Raw genomic sequence first — 23,736 nt, 5'->3', positions numbered from 1 at the left:
CACCTCAAGCATCCCGCGACGTCCTCGCCTCGACCAGCCGATTCGAGAATTCCACCGCGCGGTGGCCGCCTCGGCCGCCATCGGCCCGGATTGTCGGAGGCGGCGGGTAATTTTCGCCTTGCCGCCGTAACCGGCGACGACGAGTCTCGTTGAACCAGGCAACAGACCGTCTGTGCGACTCCCGCCCGTTCTCCCGCCGTGTCCTCCAGGAGCCCCACATGATCCGCACCGTCACCGACCGCATCACCTCCCGCACCCGACCCACCTACATCGGCCGCCACCGCCGCACCCGGCCGCGCCTGGCCAGCGCCTTCCGCACGAGGACGCCGGTCCCCGACCAGAGCGGTCAGTCCGTCTCCGGCCGGTAGTCCAGCAGCAGCAGCGCGATGTCATCGGTCAGCGGGCCGCCGACCCAGCGGCGCAGCGCCGTCTCCAGCGACGCCAGGCCGTCGCCGACGTGCCCGTGCCCGATCAGGCTCCACGCCCGCTCCCGGATCGGGAAGAACTCGCCGTCCTGCCGCGCCTCGGCCAGCCCGTCGGTGTACAGGAAGATCCGGTCGCCCGGCTGCAGCCGCACCGTCAGCTCCTGCGCCGAGGGGCCCAGGCCCAGCGGCGGGGCCATCGACTGCGGCTCCAGATACGAGGCCACGCCGTCGCGCACCAGCATCGGCGGCGGATGCCCGCAGTTGACGATCTCCAGCGTCCCGCCGCGCTCCTGCAGCAGGATCGCGGTCACGAAGTCCTCTTCATCGGCGTTGCGGGCCACCGCGTGGTCGAGGTCGCTGACCATGCGCCGCTGATCCGACCGCTCGAAGGCGACGTGCCGGAACGAGCCGAGCACCGTCGAGGACAGCCGGACCGCGTCCAGACCCTTGCCGCGGACGTCGCCGATGATGATCCGCACCCCGTAGCCGGTCTCGAGCGCCTCGTACAGGTCGCCGCCGATCTCGGCGCCCGAGCGGGCCGAGACGTAGCGCGCGGCGATGTCGAACGGCCCCAGCCGCGAGTCGATCGGCCGCAGGATCGCCTGCTGCACCACCGCGGCCAACTGCGTCAGTCGACGCAGCCGGTCGTCGTCGCGCTCGCGCACCACCGACACGGTGATCGAGATGATGATCGCCCCGATCACGACCACGAAATCGACCGTGTGCCGCAGCGCGGCACCGAGGTCGAAGCCGTAGAGGATCCACAGGTAGACCATCGAACTGGCCAGGCTCACCAGACCGACGACCGCGACCCAGCGCCAGGTGAGGAACGCCGAGGCCACCAGCGGCGGCAGCGCCAGCCACGGGACCGCGTCCGACTGGCCCTGGAGCGCCAGCTGCAGGCCCACCAGGACGACCATGGTCACGAAGGCGGCGGTGAACACCGAGCGGACCGACGGGGAGGACCAGCCGCTCCACTGCCGGGTGCGCCCGGCGCGGGATGCCCGTTGCGTCGTGGTGCGCATCTCAGTGTTCGCCTCCTTCCCACCGAACGGTCGTCGGGGCCGGTGGGCTCTCACCCGCCCCGCGGAGCACGGCAGAGGGGCGGAATGCCGCGCCTGCTGATGATCCGGGCCCTTCGGGATCGCCGCAGCTGGGTCCGACGACCGCCGATGTGAAGATCGTAATGGTCGCGGAGTCGACTCCCGCCGTGGCCGAGGCCCCGATGCCGAGAAATGCGAGGTCTGTGCGTTCGGTCGGCCACGGCCGCCGAAAGGGACGATTCCACCTCATCCGTTCGGCCGGTATCGGCGGCGCGGACGCGTCAGCGGCGGCGCGCACAACGCCGTTGCCGCCGAGCGGGCACTGTGCCAGAGTGGGAACGTGCAGTTCAAGGTCGTGAGAACCCCCTTCGCCAGCCCTGTCGCGCAGGCACTCTGCGCCGAGATCCAAGCCGAGTACGTGCACCGGTACGAAGGCGAGGGCGACCAGACGCCGATAGACCAGGACGACTTCGATCCACCGCGCGGCGACTTCTTCGTGGCCTTCGACTCCGAAGGCGAGGCCGCCGGCTGCGGCGGATGGCGGACGCACGAGCATCACGACGCCGAAATGAAACGCATCTACGTGCGCGAAGGATACCGACGCAGGGGCCTGGCCAAACTCCTCGTCGCCGCCGTCGAGTCGTCGGCGGCCGAAGCGGGGCGCAAGCGCATCGTCCTGGAGACCGGCCCGCGCCAGCCCGAGGCGATCGCGATGTACGGCTCGCTCGGATACGCGCCGGTGGAGCCCTTCGGCTACTACGCCTGCGCCGAAGGCTCCCTCCACCTGGGCAAGGAGCTGCGCAGCGAGCGCGGCTGAAGCGACCGAAAGATCCACAGAGAACAGCGAAGCCGGTCCTTCGAGGACTGAAGAGAGACCGGCGCTGACGTGCGTTGTCGTACTGGAGCGGATGACGGGAATCGAACCCGCGTTATCAGCTTGGGAAGCTGAAGTTCTACCATTGAACTACATCCGCGCGCTGTGCATTCGCCGAAACGCCCCGGCGCGCCCACACAGGCGGCTCCAAGTATATTACGCCGCCTTCCGCCGCCCAACGGCCCCCGACGCGGGCCCGGCCGCACCTCTTTTCCTCTCCGTTACCGCATCGACGCCGTCCCCCCTCCCCGTGCGCGGCCGAAGCCTGCCGAGGTCGATAGTTCCGGAAGGCGTACTGTGACGATGGGCACTTCTGGGCGGTTTCGGGCCTGCTGCCCCCGGCACCGAGAGCTGCGGAAATTTCCCAGTTGCAAGTGAAGGGAGACCCTCTTCACAAGCCGTCTCGGCATAGGTACTATGACGTCATCGAAAATTACCGATACTTGTTCCGAAAGTTTCAGTGATCCTGCCCTCGCGGGTCCCGGAACGGGCGTCGGTGACCAAACCCTCATCCCTCGAAAGGAAAATGCTCCGATGCGCAAACCCCTTAACAGGCTCCGCGCGCTCACCGCGGCCGGAGCCGTCGCCGCGCTGGCGGCGACAGCCGCCTGCGGCGGCGAATCCGGCTCGGACGACGACATCGTCTGGTGGCACATCCAGAACCAGGACCCGATGATGACGACCTGGGAGGAACTGGCCGACGAGTGGGCCGAGGAATCGGGCCAGACGTTCGAGATCCAGGCCATCGAGAACCAGGCGTTCAAGGACCGCATGGGCACCGCGACGCAGTCCGGTGACGTTCCCGACCTCTTCCAGACCTGGGGCGGCGGCGTGCTCGCCGAGCAGGTCGAGGCCGGACTGGTCCAAGACCTCACCGGCAAGCTCGACGCCTGCATCGACAACATCAACCCGATCACGCTCGAGCCGTACACCGTCGACGGCAAGCTCTACGGCGTTCCGTTCGACGCCGGCGTGGTCGGCTTCTGGTACAACAAGGACCTCTTCGCCGACGCCGGCATCGAGCAGCCGCCCGCGACGTGGAGCGAGTTCCTCGACGCCGTCGAGGCACTGAAGGACTCCGGCGTCGCCCCGCTCGCGCTCGCCGGCGCCGACCAGTGGCCGGGCCACTTCTACTGGACCTACCTGTCGATGCGCATCGTGGGCCTCGACGGCATGGAGGCCGCGGCCGAGGCCGGCGACTTCTCCGCCGAAGGCTTCGTCGAGGCCGGCGAGAAGCTCGCCGAGCTGTCCGCCATGGAGCCCTTCCAGCCCGGCTTCGAGTCCGCCACCTACGGTGAGGCCGACGGCCAGGCCGCCCACATGGGCGAGGGCCTGACCGGCATGGAGCTCATGGGCCAGTGGGCCCCGACCGTCCAGGCGGACGCCTCGGGCACCGACGGCCTGGGCGACGCGCTCGGCTTCTTCCCGTTCCCCGAGGTCGAAGGCGGCCAGGGCGCCATCACCGAGTACCTCGCCGGCGGCAACGGCTTCGCGGTCGGCAAGGACGCCCCCGAGGAGATCTTCGACTTCGTCTGCCACCTGCTGTCGGAGGAGAACCAGGCCCGTGAGGTCGCCGACGGCGGCTTCACCACCGTCGCGGCGAACCCGGAGGCCGTGGTGCCGGAGATGGACGCCAACACCAAGGCCGTCGTCGACGCGCTGGGCGTGGCCACCGGTACCCAGCTGTACCTCGACCAGGCATACCCGCCGGCCATCGGCGGCGTCATCAACGAGGCCACCGAGGGCGTGATCTTGGGGCAGATCTCGCCTGAGGAGATGGTCACGATGATCAATGATGCGTGGGCGGCCGAGGCGTGACCGTCACCCAGACGCCTGACTCGGCTTCGGCCGAGGGGCGCCCGGTCACCCGAGGCGGGGGCAATCCCCGCCGCCGGGTGGCCGGGCGCCCCGGCGCCGGGACCATAGCCGCGTTCCTCGCCCCGGGACTGGTCCTATTCGTTCTGTTCGTGCTCACACCGGTCCTCTTCGCGGCCTATGTGGGCTTCTTCCGGTGGAACGGCCTCGGCGGTCCGCCGAGCGACTTCATCGGCCTGGAGAACTTCCGCAACCTGCTCGCCGACAAGGTGTTCCTCGGCGACCTGTGGCATCTCGCCGTGTTCATCCTGCTGTCCCTGGTGATCCAGCTGCCGCTGGCCTTCGGACTGGCGATGCTGCTGCACCAGAAGTTCCCGGGACGCACGATCTTCCGGCTGCTGTTCTTCGTGCCCTACGTGCTGACCGAAGCGGTCACCGCGGTCCTGTTCCGGCTGATCTTCTCCGAGCGCCGAGGCTTCGCCGATTCGCTGCTGGCCTCGCTCGGCATCGAATCCGACATCGGCTGGCTCTCGGACCGATCCATCGTCCTGTTCGTGGTGTTCGGCGTACTGACGTGGAAGTTCTTCGGCTTCCACATGATCCTGTACTTGGCCGGCCGCCAGAACATTCCCGACGAGCTCTACGAGGCCGCCGCCATCGACGGCGCCACCGGGGGACAGATGTTCCGCCGTATCACCCTGCCGCTGATGGGCCCGACCGTGAGGATCACGATCTTCCTGTCCATCATCGGGGTGGTTCAGCTGTTCGACCTGGTGTTCGTCCTGACCGGCGGCGGACCGTTCCACGCCTCGGAGACCTTGGCCATCACCATGTACGAGCAGGGCTTCCAGCGCAACCAGATCGGTTACGCCTCGGCCCTGTCGATCGCCATGTTCCTGATCAGCTTCATATTCGCGCTGTTCTACCAGCGGCTCGTGCTGCGGCGCGACCTGGCAGGCGGCCTGACCGGCCCGGACACGAACGGAGGCCGCTGATGAGCGTCAACACCGTGCGGTCCAACATGCTGCGCAACACCGGCTTCTACATCGCCGCGTTCCTCACGCTGGCATTCGTGGCCACGCCGATCATGTTCGCGCTGCTGGGCGGTTTCAAGGACAACGCGCAGCTGCGCGAGAACTCCCTGGGCCTGCCGAACCCGTGGAACGTCGAGAACTACACCGACGTGCTGGCGGCCGACACGTTCTGGCGGCAGCTGTTCAACTCGGTCGGCATCGCGCTGGTCACCACGTTCCTGGTGGTCGGTGCCGCCGCGATGGTGGCGTTCGTGTTCGCACGCTACGCCTTCCGCGGCCGCGAGGCCCTGTTCATGCTGTTCGCGGTCGGGATGATGTTCCCGTTCCCGGTGGCCGTGCTGCCGCTGTTCATCATCCTGCGGACGATGGGCCTGCTGAACAACCCGCTGGGCGTCATCCTCCCGCAGGCGGCGTTCGGGCTGCCGCTGACGATCATCATCCTCCGGAGCTTCTTCCGCGCCATCCCCGGCGAGATCGAAGAGGCCGCGGTGATCGACGGCGCGAGCCCGTGGCGGTTCTTCCTGACCATCCTGCTGCCGATGGCGCGCCCGGTGCTGGCGACGGTGTCGGTGCTGGCGCTGGTGGCCAGTTGGAACAACTACCTGCTGCCACTGGTGGTGCTGACGGATACGAACCTGTGGACGCTGCCGATCGGCGTCACGCAGTTCTCGGGCCAGTACGCCTCCGACACGGCGAGGGTATTGGCGTTCGTCATGCTGGCGATGCTGCCGGCGCTGATCTTCTACGCGTTCGCCGAACGCCACCTGATCAGCGGCCTGACGGCCGGCAGCACGAAGGGCTGATGCCTTCGGAAGGAACCGGATCACCCGCCGCGGCGTCGGAGGTGCATGAGATCGAGAATCGCACCTCTCGGCGCCGCGGCCGTTTTCGCCGCCGGCGCGTGCACCTCTCAGCCCGACGTCACGATCGACCCGCCGGTGGAGTGGATCCCCGCTTCGGCCCAGCTCGCCTCCTACGACTCCTGTGAGGAGGCCCTGGAGGGCATCCAGCAGTCGGCCCTGTCCACGATGACCGCGATGCGGCACAGCCGCTCCTGGGGCGTCGACCGCCTCGAAGCGGCACAGGAGGACGGCGCCGTCTCCGCTGAGAGCGATGAGGCGGCCGGAGCCGGCGACGCCTCCTCGACCGCCCACTCCGAGACCAACAACGCCGTCGCCGGCGTCGACGAGCCCGACATCGTCAAGACCGACGGCCAGTACGTCTACACCGCCACCGAGACCGTCGTCCGCGTCGTCGACGCGGACGCGGCGGCCGTGGTCGCCGAGCACGAGTACGGCTGGGAGAGCTGGGGACACCGGCTGTTCCTCGGCGACGACGAACTCCTGGTCATGTACAGCCGCGACCGCGCCGACGGGCAGGAGTACCGCACCGAGTTCGTCCTCGAGCGGCTCGACCCGCGGACCCTGGAGCGGCACGACGTGTTCACCGCAGAGGGCTCCATGCTGGACGCCCGGATGGTCGACGGCGAAGTGCGGCTGGCGGTGACGTCCGCGCCGCACCTCCAGCCGCTGTGGGAGGAGTTCTACGACGGCGACGCCGCATCCCTGCGCCGGGCCGTGCGCCAGACCGAGATCGACGACTGGCTGCCCGGCTTCGACGTCAACGGCTCGGCGGTCGAGACCGACTGCGGCGACATCGCGCACCCCGACCGTTTCGAAGGCGGCAGCACCGTGTCGGTGCTGGCCCTGCCGGTCGACGGGGCGTGGACGGATGTGGACCCGACCACGGTGATCGCCGACGGCGGGACCGTCCACGGCACCCGCGACAGTCTCTACCTGGCGCACAACGACTACCACTGGGGGGCCGAGGACGCCGAGGCCGAGACCGAGCTGTACCGGTTCGTCTTCGACGGCGGCAGGGCGCGACTGGCAGGCGAGGCGGCCGTGCCGGGAACACTGCTGAACCAGTACTCCCTCAGCGAGCACGACGGCCACCTGCGCGCGGCGACCACGGAGAACAACGACTTCGGCTGGGGCATCCCCGAGGACACGCGACCCGCCGACGAGGCGGTGCCGTCGAAGTCGACCGTGACGGTCCTGCGGATCGGCGAGGACTCCCTGACCGAGGTCGGATCGGTCACCGATCTGGGCCCCGACGAGCGGATCTACTCGGTCCGGTTCATCGGCGACACCGGCTACGTGGTGACCTTCCGCCAGACCGACCCGCTGTACACCGTCGACCTGTCGGACCCCCGGTCGCCGGTCGTGACCGGCGAGCTGAAGATCACCGGATACTCGGCCTACCTCCACCCCGTCGGCGACGGCCGGCTGCTCGGCGTCGGCCAGGAGGCCACCGACCAGGGCGTCACGACCGGGCTCCAAGTCAGCTTGTTCGACGTCACCGGCGACGAGGCGAGCGTGCTCGACCAGTACGAGCGCGGCGGCGCGAGCTCGGAGGCCGAATGGGACCCGCACGGATTCCTGTACTGGGAGCCCGAACGCATCGCGGTCCTGCCGGTGTGGGACTGGACCGGCTACGACGCCGAGACCGGCGCGGTGGTCCTGAACATCGGCGACGACTCGGTGTCCGAACTGGCCTGGATCGCCCACGGGCAGGACGGCGGCGAAGAGCCGTACCGGGCCATGATCACCCGCAGCCTCGTCATCGGCGATCAGCTGTGGACCCTCTCGCAAGCCGGCCTGATGGCCAGCGAACTCGGCGGCGACTACGAGACCGCCGAATGGATTGGCTGGTAGATCGAGCTGTGGTCTACGGCGACAAGGTAGGCAGTCGATCACGGTCGTGTCGCCGGGCTGCCCGCCGGTGAGTGGCGCGGGCTCTTTGGCTGCGATGACGGGGTGAGAGGGTGGCCGGGGTCGTGTCTTCGGCCTGCGGGTTGGTGGGTGGCTTGGGTGGCTTGGCGGCGATGAAGAAGTAGTGGGGTTGGCCGGGGTGGTGTGTTCGTGGCCGGGCCGGGGTGCTCATTCGGGCCCCGGGCATGGGGGAAGGCCCGGACCCTCGGTGGGGTTCGGGCTGCGATGCCTATCGCGTCCCCCGCCGCGGGATCAGCGCCCGCGACGGGCGAGCTAAAAAGGGTATTGGCTCGTGTGCTGAGGCGCGTTCGCCTTTGATCCCCAGCGGAGGCGGTGGCGGTGCCGTTGGGGTCGGTCGTGCTGGTGTGGAGGCGCGTCCCGTTCGGGAGGTGTGCTCGTGTTCGCGGGCCGGTGGCGGGTAGGGCTCGGGTTCCGGTGATGGTGCCTGCGGTTCCCGGTCCGTTGTGTGAGGCTGGTTCGCCTGCCGAGGTGCCGGTGCGTGCCCGTTGGTGTCGCTTCTGAACCGTGCTCGTGCTCTGCTGCGGGCGTCGCGTGCGGCTCTCAAGTCTTGGTCGAGGCTGATCTGCTCGGCCCAGCCGTCGAGCTCCTCGCGGAGGGCCGGGCCCCACTCGTCGGGGAACAGCCCGGTCGGGAACACGTTCGCCGCATCACCGGCGAACTCGGCGTCGAGGTCTTCGGCGGTGCGCCAGTCAGCGCATCCGCAGCCGTTCCCGTTCGAGTGGGTTCCGGTCGGCCGCTGTCCGTTCCCGTTCCTGGTATCGCTTCGGGTCTCGGTGCTGGTGGTGATGCAGTTGTGGTGGACGATCAACGCCCGGCCGGGGGCGGTTTTGGTGACCGTCCAGCCGGGGGTGTGGACGCGGCCGTGGTGGAACCGGCACAACAGGATCAGGTTCTCAGCGACCGTCTCACCCCCATCGGCCCAGTGCCGGAGGTGGTGTGCCTCAGTCCACGCCAAGGGCGCGTCGCACCCCTGCCAGGCGCACCCCCAGGGCTGCTCCAGTTCGAGTTTGCGGCGCAGCGCGACGGTGGGGAGGCGTTCGGCCCGGCCGAGCTCGACCGCTTCGCCGGTGGCGTAGTCGAACACCGCCGGGACGATGAGTCCGGCATCGCAGGCCAACAACCGCGCCTTGGCGAGGCTGATCGGTTGGCCCTCCAGCAGCGGCACCCGGCCGGTGTCCTCGCCGCGCAGGGTCTCGATGTCGACCGTCAGGTGGAGCGCGGTGGTGTGCCCGTGGCGGGTGTGCGCTTTCGGGTCGGCCCCGTACACCGCCAAGACCTGATGCAACGCCTCGGCGCGGCGGTTGGCGGCCGGGGGCAGGAGGTCGTGCTGGTCGGTCTGGTCCTGGCGCGGGGGCGGGACGGCCGTCTCCAGGGCTTTGGCGAGCATCTGACCGGTCTCCGATGAGAGGGTCGCTCGCAGGTCCCACATGCCGCCTCCGACCGGGACCAGGTCCAGGCGCTGCAGCGACTGCTCCGAGAGCCCGTCCAAGAGTTCTTCGCCGGAGTCGAGGGCGGCTTGGAGTTCGTCGAGGAGGGCGTGGACGGCTTTGACGCTGGTGTGCGCGCAGTACTGCCCGATCAACACCTCAGGCGACGCACACCGGACCTCGGGGTCGAACGGGGAGGGCACCGGCTCCCGATAGGGGGTGGTGGCGTAGTCGCGCAGGGCCTTGGTTTGTTCGAGTCGGCGTGCGGCGGCGGCGACCGCGTCGATCCGGGCAGCACCGGAGACCGCGGTCTCGGTCAGGTGCGTGAACTTCCTTGCGGTGCGGGCGATGGCGGCGATGTCCGAGGCGGTCTTGTCGGTGAAGTCGAACTTCGCGACCAGCCAGGCCCGGACCGCCGAGTACCCGTCGATCTCGCGGTGGATCCGCCAGGCTTGTGCCTCGATCACCTCGGCCAGCACCCGGGCGTGCACGGAGTTGATCAGGGCGGCGGCCTGGTCGAGGCTGGTGTGGATGGCTTCGGACTTGACCGAGCGTTCCTGAACCGATGCTCGCGTGCTTGCCATGTGCCACACCCCCTCGCGGTGGTCGGTGTTCGAACGTCCTACCGGTTTCCGGTGGCTTGTTCGCCCGATACCTCAATGATCCCAGGCCCGGGGCCGTTTGCCATCACTCTTGGGGTGCGGATACGTTCATGTTCCGAGCCCGGATCGCCTGCGGCCCAAGCGGAAAGCCGAGCGACACTCCGAACAGGCCCGGCATCAACCCCGGCCCAGGCCCGGCCACGACGACACGACCCCGGCCGCCCCCGCTACCTTTTTGTCGCCGCCAAAAGACCGTGGCCACCCACCACCCGACAGCCGAAGGCCCACCCCAACCGCCCGCATGCCTTAGGGTTGCTGAGAACGATCGGAAGCAGCACCGCCTACAACACGGACGCGATGCGAGCGCACAACCCCAGAATTACGTCCACCTGAAGTACCACGCCTTCGACTTCACCATGTGGTCGGCGAGGTCCTCCAGTGTGGGCACGCCGGAGTCGAGGAGGTCGGGGCAGTAGGCGTAGGCCTCGCCGGCGACCTTGAGGGCCTCTTCGGAGTTCGGCGGGTGCGGCACGTAGAGCTCCAGCACGTCGTAGGTCATCGCCACCAGTTCGATCTCGAAGCGCTGGTGCCAGCGTCTGAGGATCGCGGCGTGCTCGGCGCCGTACAGCTCCCAGTTCGTCGAACCGGCCCAGGGGAACAGGGCCGGGATCTTCCAACCGGCGTCGGTCTCGACCAGGCCGAGCAGCCCGTCCTGCTGCGGCGTGGCGAAGTCCGAGTCGCCGCGCCGATGCAGGATCGGGACGCCGCGGGCCGGCTCTCCGGCTTCGGCGGCCTTGTCGTGAAGCAGCTGAGCGGCGTCGATGCCCTCGGCGCGGGCGAGTTCGTCGTCGCCTTCGTGGACGATCGACTCGCCTCCTTCGCGCCACTCCTCCGGGGCGCCGAGAAGCACGGGCATCCAGCCGGTCTTCTCGGCGGCCTGGCGGATCTCCAGCCACCAGTGCAGGGCCTCCGAGGCCCGGACGCCGAAGGCCCACATCGTCGCGTCATGGCGGCGCACGAGCTGGTGCATCTTGGGGACGGCCAGGCCGGCGTCGCGCAGGGCGGCGCGGGGGGAACCGGCGATGTCGAGCGCGTCGGTGTCCTCCTCGCGCGGCATCATCTCGTCGCGCCCGGTGGTGGGCGGCCGCGTCGGCGGCTCGGGCTTGTCGAGCGTCAGCAGTTCGCGCTTGGGCCGCTCGGGAACGAAGATGTCCTCCGGCAGCGGCTTGGCCTCGGGTTCGGTCTCGAGCGCCGGCTCGGGTTCCGGCGAGGGGTCTGGTTCTGGATCGGGCACCGGCACGAGCATAGGCCTGCCGGCGGGGGAGTCGGGCGTGGCGGGCGCGATGTCGTTCTCCTCCTGAGATTCCGTCTGGAGTGTCTCGGGGGCGGCATCGTCGAGGGCACCGGAGGACGCGATGGACGCCTCTTCCGGCGCTTGCTCGGGCTCGGGCTTGGCTGTCGGTTCCTGTTGGGCGGCGGGATCGGGCACTGAGTCAGGCGTATCCCGGCGCCCCAACAGACGCTGGAGGAGTCCCACCCGATATATGATGCCCTGTCCGAGTGACGAAGTCCAAACGCACCCCGCCGTAGCACTCTAGCGTTCGCCGTTCGAGCTCAGCGTTTGCGTCCCTTCTTGAAGAGCATGCCGAACCAGAATGCGCAGAACAGGATGATCACCAGGACGGCGACGAGTTTGAAAAGGAGCATCATTTCACCTGCATGAGGTTGGGACGTTTGGGTTCGACGCTGTCCCCGCTCGACTTGCCGGTGAGGCGGCGTCTGATCCAGGGAGCGAAGTGCTTGCCGGCCCAGGCCGCGCCGCCCAGCTCGCGGCGGACCTTGGCGACGCTGGGAAGCGGCTTGAGCCAGTCCTCGTCGGGTTCGATGCCGAGCGCTTCGCAGACGTTGACGGCCACGCGCCGGTGGCCGTGATCGTTGAGGTGGAGGCGGTCCTCGGCCCACAGGCGCGGGTCGGCGAAGGCCTGGTCGCCCCACAGGTCGATGAGGATCGCCTTGTGCCGCGCGGCGACCCGCCGGTAGGCGTCGTTCGTGGCGATGAAGCGCTTGCGCAGCATCCGCATGCCCGGGATGTGGCACGAGACGTCGGCGCAGGTGAAGAGCATGACCTCGGCGCCGGAGGCTTTGAGCAGGCGGACCACCTCGTGGGCGCGGGTCGACAGCTGCGTCGGATTGAAGCCGGGTCGCAGGGCGTCGTTGCCGCCCGCGGCGAAGGAGACCAGGTCGGGGTTCTGCTTGATGGCCGGGACGATCTGCTCGTCGACGATGCGGTCGAACAGGCGTCCGCGGACGGCCAGGTTGGCGTAGGCGAAATCCGGCCAGAACTCGGCGGCGCGATGGGCGAAGAGGTCGGCCCAGCCTCGGAAACCCGAACCGTCGGGGTAGGGGTCTCCGACGCCTTCGGTGAAACTGTCGCCGACTGCCACGAAACTCGAGAACTCCGCGGGCACTCCCACTCCCCACCTTCAATCCGCATCGAACCTCTGGTCTGTTCCCTTGCGGGTGCTGACCAGCATGCCTCATCCAGATAACGATCGGATTTCAATCAAGTGGCGAGCGCGAGCACAGCGGCCCGGCCGCCTCGGTCCGCGAGCGCCCCGGAACGGCCGGCGGGGCGCTCGCGGACCGGCGGTCAGGCCTGGTGCTCGGCGTGGACGACGACCTCTCCGGCCGGGACGTCGATCGTCTCGCCGGCGGTCTTGACCTGGACGTCGGTGTCCAGGTGGTTGACGCAGAACAGCCAGGAGCGTCCGTCGTCGTGCGAGCGGCGGACGACCTCGACGCCGGCGGGAGCGTCGGCGACCGGTTCGACGTGCGCGTCGGAGGCGGCCGCGGCGATCACCCGGTCGAGGGTGTCGTCGTCGACGAAGGTGGTCAGGTAGTGGGCGTTGCCGTCGCCGAAGCGGTTGACGGTCCAGGCCGGGGTGCCGTCGGCGTAGGTGTCGCGGACTTCGGCGCCGCCCACGGCGACGCCCGCGGAGTCGTAGACCGGCACGGTCTCGGCCGTCTCGCTCCAGATGTGGCCGGTGCCGCCGGAGGCGAGCTGGACGGTCTCGTCGATGAGCGGGTAGAACTCCTCGGAGCGGACGCCGACCAGGTCGCGGAAGGCGCCGGGGTAGCCGCCGAGGTAGACGGTGTCGGTCTCGTCGGCGATGCCGGAGTAGGCGGTGATGAGGACGGTGCCGCCGTCGCGGACGAACGCTTTGAGGTTCTCGGCGGCCTTGCGGGAGGTGAGGTAGAGGGCCGGGACGACTACGAGCTTGTAGCGCGACAGGTCGCCTTCGGGGTGGGCGACGTCGGTGGTGATCCCGGCGCGCCACAGGGCGGCGTAGTAGGTGTTGAGGACGCGCTGGACGTGGAGGTCGGAGGTGGGTTTGGCCTCGTGCTCCTGCGCCCACATGTTCTGGTAGTCCCACAGGATCGCGGTGTCGGCGCGGACGGTGGAGCCTTCGAGCTCGTCGAGTTCGGCGAGCCTGGAGCCGAGTTCGCAGACCTCGCGCCAGATCTTGGAGTCGGTGCCGGAGTGCGGGACCATGCCCGAGTGCCATTTCTCGGCGCCCTGCCTGGAGGCGCGCCATTGGAAGAACATGATGGCGTCGGCGCCGCGGGCCAGGTGGGCCATGGAGTTGCGGAGCATCTCGCGGGGGGCCTTGGCGCGGTTGCGGCCCTGCCAGTTGACCGCGGAGGTGGAGTGCTCCATGAGGATCCAGGGCCGGCCGCGGCCGAGCGAGCGGGCGAAGTCGGCGGCGAAGCCGAGGTTGACGTGCTCGAAGGGGGCTTCGAGGTAGTGGTCGGTGGCGAGGACGTCGACCGCTTCGGCGAACTCCCACAGGTCGATGTCGGGGTGGGAGCCGGTCATGAAGTTGGTGGTCGTCGGCTTGTCGGAGTAGCGGCGAACGACCTCGGTCTCGGCCCGGTAGAGCTGGAGGAGCTGCCAGGAGGAGAAGCGCTTGAAGTCCAGGACGTGGGCGGGGTTGGGGATGGTGGGGGTCGGCAGCGGCACGAAGACCTGGTCCCACGAGGAGTATGCCTGGGACCAGAACGCGGTGCCCCACGCCTGGTTGAGGCCGTCGAGGTCGCCGTAGCGTTCGCGCAGCCAGACGCGGAACTTGGCGGTCGCCGCCTCGGAGTAGGAGCGGGCGTTGTGGCAGCCGTATTCGTTGTGGATGTGCCACAGCTCGAGGGCGGGGTGGTCGTGGTAGCGGCGGGCGACCTGCTCGGTGATCGCCAGCGCTTTGGCGAGGTAGACGTCGGAGGAGGGGTCGAATCCTTGGCGGGAGCCGTGGGTGAGGCGCCTGCCGGTCTCGTCGACGATGACCGCTTCGGGATAGGTGGCGGCGAACCAGGGCGGCGGGGAGGCGGTGGGGGTGGCCAGGCAGGCTTCGATGCCGTTGGCGTGGAGCATGTCGAGGACTTCGTCGAACCACGCGAACTCGAAGCGGCCCTCTTCGGGCTCGAGTTTGGCCCAGGAGAAGATGCCGACGCTGACGCGGTTGACGCCGGCTTCGCGCATCAGGCGCATGTCTTCGGCCCATATGTCGCGGGGCCACTGTTCGGGGTTGTAATCGCCGCCGTAGACGATGGCCATGGCGGGTCTCCTTTGCTGAAGAGGGCGGGTTGGCTCGCCACCAAGGCTACGGTAAACGGTTACCTAGATCCAACCCTCGGACCTGCATTTTTGTACCCCTATATAAAGTAGGGGGCGGCCATCGTCCGTTCAACGGACCCCCCGGTGGTCGCCGCTAACGGGTCATCCACCCGGCGGCTCCCGGCTCGACCCACCAGGTGCGCTTGCGCTTGAGTTCGTCGACCAGGCCGTCGGAGACGAAGGTCGCGCTCTGGTCGGGGTGGACGGCGACGGCCCGGCCGCGGGCGCGCCGCACTTCGATGCGCACCCGCTTTCTGAACCGCCCGACGGTCACCGGCACGGCGACCGCGACGTCGATGCGGCCGTCGGCCGGGTCGGGCTCGGCCAGGACCATGTCGTCGGTCGCGGCGTAGCCGTCGGCGTTGGCGACCACGCAGGCGAGGATCTGCTCACCGCCGTCGGCCAGGACCGCGTCGTCGAGGTTGACCACGCCGCGCCAGGGCCGATCGCCGCCGCCGATGCGCACGCCGTCGACGCAGACGCCGCCGCCGTCGTGGCGCATCAGGTCGGTCCGCTTGACCGTGCCGCCGACCACGGCCTCGGCGACCTCGGCGGGCCGCTGCGGCAGGCCGAAGCGCTCGACGATGCCGGGCACGGCCCCCAGCGGCAGGATCGCGAGCGCGGGCAGGTCGGGCACGGTGCGGCCGGGCGGCAGAGCGTCGCCTCGCTCGCCGGGCGCGGGCGCGAGGCGGCGCACCATGCGGGCGAGCACGGCGTTGATCTGCTCGTCGCTGTCGGCCGCGAGGACGATCGGGTCCGGTCCTTCCACGACCGGGTCGATCTCTTTGGGAGAGGCGGCCTCGACGGTGCGCGCCTCGGCGCCGAGCCGCTTGAGCTCATCGATCAGATGCAGCGTCTGGGTTCGCGGCCCGGTGGCGGAGCAGTTCGACTCCACGAGAGTCAGCACGACGACGTTCACGACGAACCACAGTACGGTGTGTTGGAGGCCCGGTGCATAGCGCTCGGGCCTGGTGAGACCTGGCGTCGGACAGTGCCAGTACGCTTAGTCGGTAATCGGGTGATCAACTTCCCGGGAGGATGGGCAGATGCCAGCGATCGCGGTCGTCGGAACGCAGTGGGGCGACGAGGGCAAGGGCAAGGTCACGGACCTGCTCGGCGCCGACATGGACTACGTCGTGCGTTACCAGGGCGGCAACAACGCCGGGCACACGGTCGTGACGCCCGACGGCACCAAGTACGCCATCCACCTGGTTCCGGTCGGGATCCTCACTCCGGGAGTCGTGCCGGTGATCGCCGGCGGCGTCGTGGTGGACCCGAAGTTCCTCATCTCCGAGCTCGACGAGCTCACCGCCGGCGGGGTCGACGTCTCGAACCTGAAACTCTCCGCGGACGCCCACCTGATCATGCCGCACCACCGGGCGCTGGACCGCGTCGTCGAGCGCTACCTGGGTTCGTCGCGGATCGGCACGACCGGCCGGGGCATCGGCCCGACCTACGCCGACAAGGTCGCCCGCATGGGCATCCGCGTGCAGGACCTGCTGGACCCGGGGATCCTCACCGCGAAGCTGGAGGCGATCCTCCGCGAGAAGAACCAGATCCTGGTGAAGGTCTACAACCGCAAGGCGATCGATCCGGAGGCGGTGGCCGAGGAGTACCTCGGCTACGCCGAGCGGCTCAAGCCCTACATCGCCGACACCCGGCTGCTGCTCAACCGGGCGCTCGAGTCCGGCAAGAACGTGCTCCTCGAAGGGGCGCAGGCGACCATGCTCGACGTCGACCACGGCACCTACCCGTTCGTGACCTCGTCGAACCCGACCACGGGCGGGGCCTGCGTGGGCACCGGCATCGCGCCGAACAAGATCACCACGGCCATCGGGATCATCAAGGCCTACACGACCCGCGTCGGCTCCGGTCCGTTCCCGACCGAGCTGCACGACGAGCACGGCGAGTTCCTGCTCAAGCGCGGCGGCGAGTACGGCGTGACCACCGGGCGGCGGCGCCGCTGCGGCTGGTTCGACGCGGTGCTCGGCCGCTACGCGGTGCGCGTCAACGGGATCACCGACCTGTTCGTGACCAAGCTCGACGTGCTCTCCGAGCTCAAGCGGGTGCCGATCTGCGTGGGCTACGAGGTCGACGGCGAGGTCGTGGAGGACATGCCGATGACCCAGACCGACGTCCACCACGCCAAGCCGGTCTACGAGTACCACGACGGCTGGTGGGAGGACGTCTCGGAGTGCCGCAAGTTCGAGGAGCTGCCGGCCAACGCGCAGTCGTACATCGAACGGCTCGAGGAGCTGTGCGGGGCGCGGGTCAGCGTCATCGGCGTCGGTCCGGGCCGCGAGGAGAACATCATCCGGCACAGCATGCTCTGAGCCGGTCAGAGGCGGTCGACGACCTGGACGTGGCCGGGGGCGTAGGAGGCCAGGCGGGCCAGCAGCTGCTGCGGCTGCGGTTTGAAGTCGTTGCAGCGCATGGCCAGGTCGAAGCCGGCGACGAGCCCTTCGGTGGCGCGGTTGGCCTCGCGCAGGACCGAGCGGTCGACGAAGCCGGGGCGGTCGGAGCCGCCGCGGCCGAGGTAGACGTCGGTGGCCAGCAGGAGATAGGAGTGGCCTCTCCTGCGGGAGCCGACGGTGATCGCCGCCAGTTCCTCGACGTTGCTCCAGGGGATGAGCAGGACCTTGCCGAAGCTGGGGCGGACGCGCAGGCCGAAGTGGTTGACCGAGAGCTTCGGGGGCCGAATCAGCGGCACCAGGAAGAACAGCGCTCCCAGCAGCGACATGACGGTGAAGAATCCGGGGAGGGCGACCACCGGGTTCGGCTCGCCGGAGTCGAGCGTCGGCGGTTCGGTGTGCACGAGCCAGGCGAGCGCGCCGATGCCGGCGGCGCAGACGAACGCGTAGAGGACCAGGGAGGAGATCCTTCTGGTGGGAGAGCTGCGTTCGACCACGGTCCATTCCGAGCTTCTTCGCACCTGGCCACCTCCCGTGCGCAACTGTAGCCAGCGAGGGCTACCGTCGGGTAGAGGGTCGCTCGCGCGGCGGGGGTGTGAGGCGGTGAACATCGTCGATACGGCAGGATATTCACCGCGAACCACCGCAAAGGGACGCGTATTCTCGCCCCGGTCGCGAAATGCGGTTCCCGGTCGGCGCCGCGCCGTCCGTACACTGGTGTCAACCCGATGTCCGCTTCGTCCACCCCCTTCCGGCGGAGCACGTGAGTCGCCCGCCGACTCCGGGCGTCGGCTCGCACCGTCCGACCGGCTCGCGCCGGATCGGTAGTCCACCTATTGGGGGTACCCGTGCCGGCGATCCCGGATGAAGGCCTACGCGCCACACTGGCCACGATGGCTCCCGGAACCGCGCTGCGCGACGGCCTGGAGCGCATCCTGCGGGGCCGGACCGGCGCGCTCATCGTCGTCGGCTGCGACCAGACGGTGGAGTCGATGTGCACCGGAGGGTTCGAGCTGGACGTGGAGTTCTCCGCCACGCGCCTGCGCGAACTGTGCAAAATGGACGGGGCGGTGGTGCTGACCAACGACGGCTCGCGCATCGTGCGGGCCGGAGTCCACCTCATGCCCGACCCGTCGATCTTCTCGGCCGAGTCGGGCACGCGCCACCGCACCGCCGAGCGGGTGGCCAAGCAGACCGGCCTGCCGGTCATCTCGGTGAGCCAGTCGATGCACACCATCGGCCTCTACATGGGGCCGGTGCACCACCTGCTGGAGCCGTCCACGAAGATCCTCTCGCGCGCCAACCAGGCCCTGGCGACGCTCGAGCGCTACAAGCAGCGCCTCGACGAGGTCGCCGCGAACCTCTCCAGCCTCGAGATCGAAGACCTGGTGACCGTCCGCGACGCGGTCACGGTCCTGCAGCGGCTCGAGATGGCCCGCCACATCGCCGACGAGGTCGAAGGCCACGTCATCGAACTCGGCACCGACGGGCGACTGCTGGCGCTGCAACTCGACGAGCTCATGGCCGGGGTCGACATCGACCGCGAGCTGATCGTCCGCGACTACCTGCCCGAGGGCGCCGACTTCCCCAAAGCGCTCCGCAAAGTCGACGAGATGAGCTCCACCGAACTGCTGGACCTGGCCGCCGTGGCACGGTCGCTGGGCTACCCCGGTTCACCCGACGTGCTCGACCGGCGCGTCAGCCCGCGCGGCTACCGGATGCTCGCGAAGGTGCCCAGGCTGCCCGAAGCGGTCGTCGAACGCGTCGTCAGCCGCTTCCGGTCGCTGCCGGAGCTGCTGGGAGTCTCGGTCGAGGACCTGCAGGGCGTCGACGGGATCGGTCCGGGCCGGGCCCAGAACATCCGCGAGAGCCTCACCCGCCTGGCCGAGGTGTCGATCCTCGACCGCTACATCTAGGTCCCGTCTCAGGTGAAGCGCAGCGACGTCGGCTGCGAGACCGCCTCGCCGAGGCGCGCCCGCAGCTCGTAGTCGCCGGCCGGGAGGCGGCGGCGCTCCCCCTCGCAGCCGGGCTCGGAGGCCAGGCCGTCGACCCGCAGCTCCACCGTCTCCCCCGCGCCCGCCTCGAGCTCCACCTCCCGCTCCTCCAGGCTCTCGCAGTGGGCCGTGGAGGAGACCAGGTCGGTGCCGGCGGCCAGCTCCACCTCCACGCGACTCAACTCGACCGTGCAGGTCCGGTCCGCACCGGAGGCCACCAGGACGCTCACGGGGACCTCGGAGCCGGCACGGGCCTCCTCGAAGGCGGCGACCACCTGCAGCATGAGATCGGCCTCCGGACAGGCCGGCACCGCCGGCGTGGTCGGCTCCGGGCTCGGTTCGCCTTCGGGCGGCGCGGAGATGTAGGGCCGCTTGAGGGTGCTCGACGACGACGGCTCGGCCCATGCGGACGCCGAGCGGTCGGCGCCGCCTTCGGCACTGGCCCCGCCGCCCGAGCCGAGCGCCTTGACGACGAGCACGATCACCAGCGTCAGCACCACGGCGGCCGCGGCCACGATCGCCCGGCGCCGCCAGTAGACCGAGGCCGGCTCGGAGCCCTTGACGAACTTGCCCTTCAAACCCTGCACGTCGGGACGCTAGCGCACCCTCGGTCCCGATCGGCGGAACTACACGCGGACAATGGGGGACATGCTCGCACCCGACCGGCTCGCCGAGAGGCTCATCCCCTGGTTCGACGCCCAGTCCCGCACCGACCTGCCGTGGCGCAGGCCCGGCACGACCGCCTGGGGCGTGCTGGTCTCCGAGGTCATGAGCCAGCAGACGCAGGTCGCCCGCGCCGCTCCGGTGTGGGAGGCGTGGATGGAGCGCTGGCCGACCCCCGAGGACCTGGCCGCGGCGCCGACCGCCGAAGTGCTGCGAGCCTGGGGCCGCATGGGCTATCCGCGGCGGGCGCTGCGCCTCCAGGAATGCGCACGGATCGTCGCCGAACGGCACGGCGGCGAAGTGCCCTCCGATCCGGCCGAACTCGAGCGGCTGCCGGGCATCGGCGTCTACACGGCCGCGGCCGTGGCGGTCTTCCATTACGGCGGGCGCCACCCCGTGGTCGACACGAACGTCCGCCGGGTGGTCGCCCGGCTCGGCGGCGAGCCCGACGCCGGGACGGCGACGACCAAGGCCGACATCGCCGCGGCCGAAGCGCTGCTGCCCGAGGCGGCGGGCACCGCGGCCAGGCTGTCCCTGGCGCTGATGGAGCTCGGGGCGCTGGTGTGCACGGCCAGGACCCCCGAGTGCGCCTCCTGCCCGGTGACCGACCTGTGCGGATTCTCCGGCCGGGAGGTCCCGGCCGGACCGAGCCGCAAGCGCCAGCGCTACAAGGGCACCAACCGGCACGCGCGCGGAGAGATCATGCGGGCGCTGCGAGAGGCCGACGGGCCGGTCGAGCCCGACCGGATCGCCGCGCTGTGGCCCGATCGCCGGATGCTCGACGAGGCGGTGGCGCAGCTGGTCAGCGAGGGATTGATCGCCACCGACGAAAAGGGCCGGTTCGAATTGCCGAGTTGATGACAAGCGGCCCTCACGCTGTTAATCTCGGGAATTGAGACAACTTCACGATGCTCGGTCGGTGCCGATCCCACGATCGGCGGCTCCGGGTCCAACTCCGCTTCTCACACAAGTGGGGCGCCGGACGGGCCTCGCGGCCCGTGCTCACCGCCGGTGCCGGAGCCGAACACCTGCCGCCTCGACCGCCCCCGCGCGGTCGGCCAGAGAACACGACGACGCGGCTCGCGCCATCACAACGTCGCGTCGACCGCGGACCGGCCGCATGAAAGCAGACGAGGTGGACGCCGCGCCGCAGGGACCGGCGAGGCGACCGGGCGACGACGATGCCGCCGAGGTACCGCGCGCTCTGACCCCGGCGGCACCGTCACGTCTCGTCCAGGACACGACGAAGCCGCCGGCACTGACGTGCGGGCGGCTCTCTCGGTGTATGACGCGGGCCCCTGAGGGGGGACCCGCGCTCGACGTCCGTCGTCGGATTCGGCCGGCAGGGCGGTCCGGCCGATCCGGTTCACTCGCCGGATTCGCGCTGTCCGGGGATGTCCCCGTTGATGAGGGCGCGGATCTCGGACTCGCGGTAGCGGCGGTGGCCGCCGAGCGTGCGGATCGCCGAGATCTTGCCGGCCTTGGCCCAGCGGGTCACGGTCTTGGGGTCGACGCGGAACATCGCGGCGACCTCCGAGGGGGTGAGCAGGGCCTCTGATTCAACCGGAAGGTTCAAGTCTGTCGTCATCGTTCAGTCTCCTCCACAGACGGGCTTGGAATCACCGGCTGCCGCAGCCTCGATTCGTTCCTTCTCCAATCGTCCGTGCTGTCGTAGATGTCCGACATAGGCCGAACGGTCGATTTTACCTAGACCTTCCGCGCCCCGGCCTCATACGAGTGATCACTCCACAGGAGAATACAAAGCTGGACGGGCCCGCCGCAAAGGGGTGGAGCGCTCAGTTCAGGCGCTCTTGGAGACGACGATCACGCCACCGTTCCACTAGGCGCGCATAGCATTCCTGCGCCGCCTCGGCTTCGCCGTCGCCGAGCCGGTCGAGCGCCTCCCAGGTCAGGTCGACCGAGTCCTCGCGCCGCAGCTCCCGCTCGTCCATGCGGGAGACCAGTCCGCCGTAGTCGAGCTCGACGACCGAGTCGGCGTGGAAGCCCTCCAGCCACTCGGTCGTCTCGGCGAGCGCCGCGGCCAGATCGGCGTCGTCGCCGAACTCGGCGCGGATGAGGTTGCGCGCGACCACCAGCTGGGTGCGGGCCTTGGCCATCGGGGTCCGGTAGCGCAGCCGAGGCGGCCCGTCCCCGGCCACGAGCTCGCGGTCGGCCGGTCTGACGCAGGCGAACCAGCGCAGCGGCACCGACCAGGCGGCGACCTGCTCGTGGGCGTCGGCCGGCGCCTCGTGGCGGTCGACGCCCTCGTCGTGGGCGACCACCTCGGCGGCCGAGGCCAGGAACTCCGGCGGCACGAGCGCCTCTGCCACCGCCTCGGGCGTCAGGTGCCGCAGCTCCAGAGCCGACTGCGCGACGCGGTAGCGCAGGTTCCACGGGCAGACCAGCGGATCGCCATCGCCGCGGTCGATGACGTAGGCCTCGCGGGGAAAGGAGGGAACGCCGCGCCAGGGCCAGCCGATGCGCTCGTAGAGCGCCTCTCGGCGCTTGCGGGGGCCGTCGGCGGTGTCGACCGCGCGTCCGGACGCCGCGTAGGCCCGCCAGTAGTCGGCGTCGGCCAAAGCGCCTGCCGGCTCATAGACGCGCAGATACGAGGCGTGCGGTGCGTACACGAGCCAGATACTTCCACAGTCCCGAGCACGCGGCGCCGGGGCCTTCGGGACCGGGTCCGATCCGCTTCGGGCGCACCGGCGCGACGGGCCGGCGATCACCTCCGCGACGGGCGGCGACCGAAGTCATAGACTGTGGGCGTAGGCATACCCGCGCTACACCGAAACGCCCCGGCCGCGACCCGGCCGAACGTCGAGCGGGCGGGCCGTCCGCTCGCAGAACTGGAGAGCAAGCCATGAGCATCTTCGACGACAGCGGCCATGAGCAGGTCGTCTTCTGCCACGACCCCGACTCGGGACTGCGCGCCATCATCGCGATCTACTCGACCGCGCTCGGACCGGCCCTCGGCGGCACGCGCTTCTATCCGTACGCCACCGAGGAAGAGGCCCTCACCGACGTGCTGCACCTGTCCGAGGGCATGGCGTACAAGAACGCGATCGCCGGGCTCGACCACGGCGGCGGCAAGGCCGTCATCTGGGGCGACCCGGCCACCGGCAAGAGCGAGGCGCTGCTGCGCGCCTACGGCCGCTTCGTCGAGAGCCTCGGCGGACGCTACGTGACCGCCTGCGACGTCGGGACCTATGTGGAGGACATGGACCTGGTCGCGCGCGAGTCGGCCCATGTCACCGGCCGCTCCCCCGAGGCCGGGGGCGCCGGGGACTCCTCGATCCTCACCGCCTTCGGCGTCTTCCAGGCCATGCGCGCCGCCGCCCGCCACCGCTGGGGCACCGACGACCTGTCCGGCCGGACCGTCGGCGTCGCCGGGCTCGGCAAGGTCGGGCGCCATCTGCTGCCGCACCTGACCGAGGCCGGCGCCGACATCGTCGCCACCGACGTCTCCGACGCCGCGCGGGCGTGGACGGCCGAGCACTTCCCGAAGGTGCGGCTCGTCGCCGACACCGACGAGCTCATCTCCTCGGGCCTGCACGTCTACGCTCCCTGCGCGCTCGGCGGGGTGCTCAGTGAGCACGCGCTCAAGATCATGGACGCCGAAGTCGTGTGCGGAGCGGCCAACAACCAGCTCGCCGAGCCCGGCGTCGCCGCCGAACTCGACCGCGCCGGCGTGCTCTACTGCCCCGACTACGTCGTCAACTCCGGCGGCGTGATCCAGGTCGCAGACGAGTACGGCGGCGGTTTCGACTTCGAGCGCGCCAGGCGCCGCACGGCGCTGATCTTCGACACCACCGCACGGATCCTCGAACGCGCCGACGCCGAGGGCACGATCCCCGAGGCCGCCGCCGAGACCATCGCCGAGGAGCGCATGACCGCGGTCGGCAGGCTGCAGCGCCTGCGCCTCTTCCGGTGAGCGGGTCCTCCCGAACCGCAGGCGGTCGTCCCGCCACGCGGTGACGAAGGCGT

Annotated in this window: 20 protein-coding genes and 1 tRNA gene; 10 read left to right on the top strand and 11 right to left on the bottom strand. The window is 69.8% G+C overall.

What is annotated here, in order from left to right:
• Positions 1 to 149 precede the first annotated feature (149 nt).
• Positions 150 to 368 (top strand): hypothetical protein, encoded by a 219-nt coding sequence (locus tag ACYVL2_RS08575; RefSeq protein ID WP_460542213.1) that lies wholly within the window; start codon positions 150 to 152, stop codon positions 366 to 368.
• Here ACYVL2_RS08575 and ACYVL2_RS08570 read toward each other — a convergent pair.
• Entirely contained in the window at positions 347 to 1,450 is a 1,104-nt protein-coding gene (locus ACYVL2_RS08570) for a PP2C family protein-serine/threonine phosphatase (RefSeq protein WP_460542211.1), read from the bottom strand. The genes ACYVL2_RS08575 and ACYVL2_RS08570 overlap by 22 nt on opposite strands.
• Positions 1,451 to 1,808: 358 nt before the next feature.
• Between ACYVL2_RS08570 and ACYVL2_RS08565 the strand changes: the two genes are divergently transcribed.
• Positions 1,809 to 2,285, top strand: coding sequence for a GNAT family N-acetyltransferase (locus ACYVL2_RS08565; protein ID WP_460542209.1), 477 nt, complete (start codon positions 1,809 to 1,811; stop codon positions 2,283 to 2,285).
• Positions 2,286 to 2,368: 83 nt separating this feature from the next.
• Here ACYVL2_RS08565 and ACYVL2_RS08560 read toward each other — a convergent pair.
• A tRNA-Gly gene (locus ACYVL2_RS08560) sits at positions 2,369 to 2,442 on the bottom strand.
• A 434-nt stretch (positions 2,443 to 2,876) separates the two neighbouring features.
• Between ACYVL2_RS08560 and ACYVL2_RS08555 the strand changes: the two genes are divergently transcribed.
• From ACYVL2_RS08555 to ACYVL2_RS08540, 4 genes are read left to right on the top strand one after another with little or no spacing between them, the layout of a single operon-like run.
• The gene (locus ACYVL2_RS08555) at positions 2,877 to 4,160 is read left to right on the top strand and encodes a type 2 periplasmic-binding domain-containing protein (RefSeq protein WP_460542207.1); all 1,284 of its coding nucleotides are present in this window, start codon (positions 2,877 to 2,879) and stop codon (positions 4,158 to 4,160) included.
• Positions 4,157 to 5,152, top strand: coding sequence for a carbohydrate ABC transporter permease (locus ACYVL2_RS08550; protein ID WP_460542205.1), 996 nt, complete (start codon positions 4,157 to 4,159; stop codon positions 5,150 to 5,152). Before ACYVL2_RS08555 ends, ACYVL2_RS08550 begins: the two co-directional genes overlap by 4 nt.
• The gene (locus tag ACYVL2_RS08545; protein WP_460542203.1) at positions 5,152 to 5,994 is read left to right on the top strand and encodes a carbohydrate ABC transporter permease; all 843 of its coding nucleotides are present in this window, start codon (positions 5,152 to 5,154) and stop codon (positions 5,992 to 5,994) included. Before ACYVL2_RS08550 ends, ACYVL2_RS08545 begins: the two co-directional genes overlap by 1 nt.
• A 45-nt stretch (positions 5,995 to 6,039) precedes the next feature.
• Entirely contained in the window at positions 6,040 to 7,908 is a 1,869-nt protein-coding gene (locus ACYVL2_RS08540) for a beta-propeller domain-containing protein (RefSeq protein ID WP_460542201.1), read from the top strand.
• Positions 7,909 to 8,194: 286 nt separating this feature from the next.
• On the opposite strand, the gene ACYVL2_RS08535 is transcribed toward ACYVL2_RS08540, so the two are convergent.
• The 5 genes from ACYVL2_RS08535 to ACYVL2_RS08515 form a co-directional block, all read right to left on the bottom strand.
• Positions 8,195 to 9,997 (bottom strand): HNH endonuclease signature motif containing protein, encoded by a 1,803-nt coding sequence (locus ACYVL2_RS08535; RefSeq protein ID WP_460542199.1) that lies wholly within the window; start codon positions 9,995 to 9,997, stop codon positions 8,195 to 8,197.
• A 397-nt stretch (positions 9,998 to 10,394) separates the two neighbouring features.
• Positions 10,395 to 11,504: a DUF4253 domain-containing protein gene (locus ACYVL2_RS08530; RefSeq protein ID WP_460542197.1), complete on the bottom strand. Its 1,110-nt coding sequence runs from the start codon at positions 11,502 to 11,504 to the stop codon at positions 10,395 to 10,397.
• Positions 11,505 to 11,721: 217 nt separating this feature from the next.
• A complete protein-coding gene (locus ACYVL2_RS08525; protein WP_460542195.1) occupies positions 11,722 to 12,459 on the bottom strand; it encodes an SGNH/GDSL hydrolase family protein in 738 nt (245 codons plus the stop codon).
• Positions 12,460 to 12,665: 206 nt separating this feature from the next.
• Positions 12,666 to 14,621, bottom strand: a complete 1,956-nt coding sequence (locus ACYVL2_RS08520; protein WP_460542194.1) for a beta-galactosidase — start codon at positions 14,619 to 14,621, stop codon at positions 12,666 to 12,668.
• A gap of 154 nt (positions 14,622 to 14,775) precedes the next feature.
• The gene (locus tag ACYVL2_RS08515; RefSeq protein ID WP_460542191.1) at positions 14,776 to 15,600 is read right to left on the bottom strand and encodes a diacylglycerol kinase family protein; all 825 of its coding nucleotides are present in this window, start codon (positions 15,598 to 15,600) and stop codon (positions 14,776 to 14,778) included.
• A 127-nt stretch (positions 15,601 to 15,727) separates the two neighbouring features.
• Between ACYVL2_RS08515 and ACYVL2_RS08510 the strand changes: the two genes are divergently transcribed.
• On the top strand, positions 15,728 to 17,014 hold the full coding sequence (locus ACYVL2_RS08510) for an adenylosuccinate synthetase (protein WP_460542189.1): 1,287 nt from the start codon (positions 15,728 to 15,730) through the stop codon (positions 17,012 to 17,014).
• Positions 17,015 to 17,019: 5 nt separating this feature from the next.
• Here the strand turns inward: ACYVL2_RS08510 and ACYVL2_RS08505 are convergent, their stop codons facing one another.
• On the bottom strand, positions 17,020 to 17,613 hold the full coding sequence (locus ACYVL2_RS08505; RefSeq protein ID WP_460542187.1) for a hypothetical protein: 594 nt from the start codon (positions 17,611 to 17,613) through the stop codon (positions 17,020 to 17,022).
• Positions 17,614 to 17,985: 372 nt separating this feature from the next.
• On the opposite strand from ACYVL2_RS08505, the gene disA reads away from it, so the two are divergent.
• Positions 17,986 to 19,008, top strand: a complete 1,023-nt coding sequence (gene disA / locus ACYVL2_RS08500) for a DNA integrity scanning diadenylate cyclase DisA (RefSeq protein ID WP_460542185.1) — start codon at positions 17,986 to 17,988, stop codon at positions 19,006 to 19,008.
• Positions 19,009 to 19,016: 8 nt separating this feature from the next.
• Here the strand turns inward: disA and ACYVL2_RS08495 are convergent, their stop codons facing one another.
• The gene (locus tag ACYVL2_RS08495; protein WP_460542183.1) at positions 19,017 to 19,673 is read right to left on the bottom strand and encodes a hypothetical protein; all 657 of its coding nucleotides are present in this window, start codon (positions 19,671 to 19,673) and stop codon (positions 19,017 to 19,019) included.
• Positions 19,674 to 19,734: 61 nt separating this feature from the next.
• Here ACYVL2_RS08495 and ACYVL2_RS08490 point away from each other — a divergent pair, with 61 nt between their 5' ends.
• Complete coding sequence (locus ACYVL2_RS08490) at positions 19,735 to 20,607, top strand: HhH-GPD family protein (protein WP_460542181.1); 873 nt, start codon at positions 19,735 to 19,737, stop codon at positions 20,605 to 20,607.
• 508 nt (positions 20,608 to 21,115) lie between these two features.
• Here the strand turns inward: ACYVL2_RS08490 and ACYVL2_RS08485 are convergent.
• Positions 21,116 to 21,337, bottom strand: a complete 222-nt coding sequence (locus ACYVL2_RS08485) for a BldC family transcriptional regulator (RefSeq protein WP_460542179.1) — start codon at positions 21,335 to 21,337, stop codon at positions 21,116 to 21,118.
• A 208-nt stretch (positions 21,338 to 21,545) separates the two neighbouring features.
• Positions 21,546 to 22,379 carry a hypothetical protein gene (locus tag ACYVL2_RS08480; protein WP_460542177.1) on the bottom strand — a complete coding sequence of 278 codons (834 nt, stop codon included), beginning with the start codon at positions 22,377 to 22,379 and terminating at the stop codon, positions 21,546 to 21,548.
• 233 nt (positions 22,380 to 22,612) lie between these two features.
• Between ACYVL2_RS08480 and ACYVL2_RS08475 the strand changes: the two genes are divergently transcribed.
• Positions 22,613 to 23,683: a Glu/Leu/Phe/Val dehydrogenase dimerization domain-containing protein gene (locus ACYVL2_RS08475; protein ID WP_460542175.1), complete on the top strand. Its 1,071-nt coding sequence runs from the start codon at positions 22,613 to 22,615 to the stop codon at positions 23,681 to 23,683.
• The last annotated feature ends 53 nt before the right edge of the window (positions 23,684 to 23,736 follow it).

The organism is Glycomyces halotolerans, from assembly GCF_054779575.1.
The sequence above is the reverse complement of the archived record's forward strand: the minus strand, read 5'-3'. Positions and strand labels throughout refer to the sequence as shown.

Excerpts from the sequence above, each read along its gene's own strand:
- ACYVL2_RS08570 (WP_460542211.1), bottom strand. The coding sequence starts at position 1,450 with ATGCGCACCACGACGCAACGGGCATCCCGCGCCGGGCGCACCCGGCAG.
- ACYVL2_RS08555 (WP_460542207.1), top strand. The coding sequence starts at position 2,877 with ATGCGCAAACCCCTTAACAGGCTCCGCGCGCTCACCGCGGCCGGAGCC.
- ACYVL2_RS08545 (WP_460542203.1), top strand. The coding sequence starts at position 5,152 with ATGAGCGTCAACACCGTGCGGTCCAACATGCTGCGCAACACCGGCTTC.
- ACYVL2_RS08540 (WP_460542201.1), top strand. The coding sequence starts at position 6,040 with ATGAGATCGAGAATCGCACCTCTCGGCGCCGCGGCCGTTTTCGCCGCC.
- ACYVL2_RS08535 (WP_460542199.1), bottom strand. The coding sequence starts at position 9,997 with ATGGCAAGCACGCGAGCATCGGTTCAGGAACGCTCGGTCAAGTCCGAA.
- ACYVL2_RS08520 (WP_460542194.1), bottom strand. The coding sequence starts at position 14,621 with ATGGCCATCGTCTACGGCGGCGATTACAACCCCGAACAGTGGCCCCGC.
- ACYVL2_RS08510 (WP_460542189.1), top strand. The coding sequence starts at position 15,728 with ATGCCAGCGATCGCGGTCGTCGGAACGCAGTGGGGCGACGAGGGCAAG.
- disA (WP_460542185.1), top strand. The coding sequence starts at position 17,986 with ATGGCTCCCGGAACCGCGCTGCGCGACGGCCTGGAGCGCATCCTGCGG.
- ACYVL2_RS08490 (WP_460542181.1), top strand. The coding sequence starts at position 19,735 with ATGCTCGCACCCGACCGGCTCGCCGAGAGGCTCATCCCCTGGTTCGAC.
- ACYVL2_RS08485 (WP_460542179.1), bottom strand. The coding sequence starts at position 21,337 with ATGACGACAGACTTGAACCTTCCGGTTGAATCAGAGGCCCTGCTCACC.
- ACYVL2_RS08475 (WP_460542175.1), top strand. The coding sequence starts at position 22,613 with ATGAGCATCTTCGACGACAGCGGCCATGAGCAGGTCGTCTTCTGCCAC.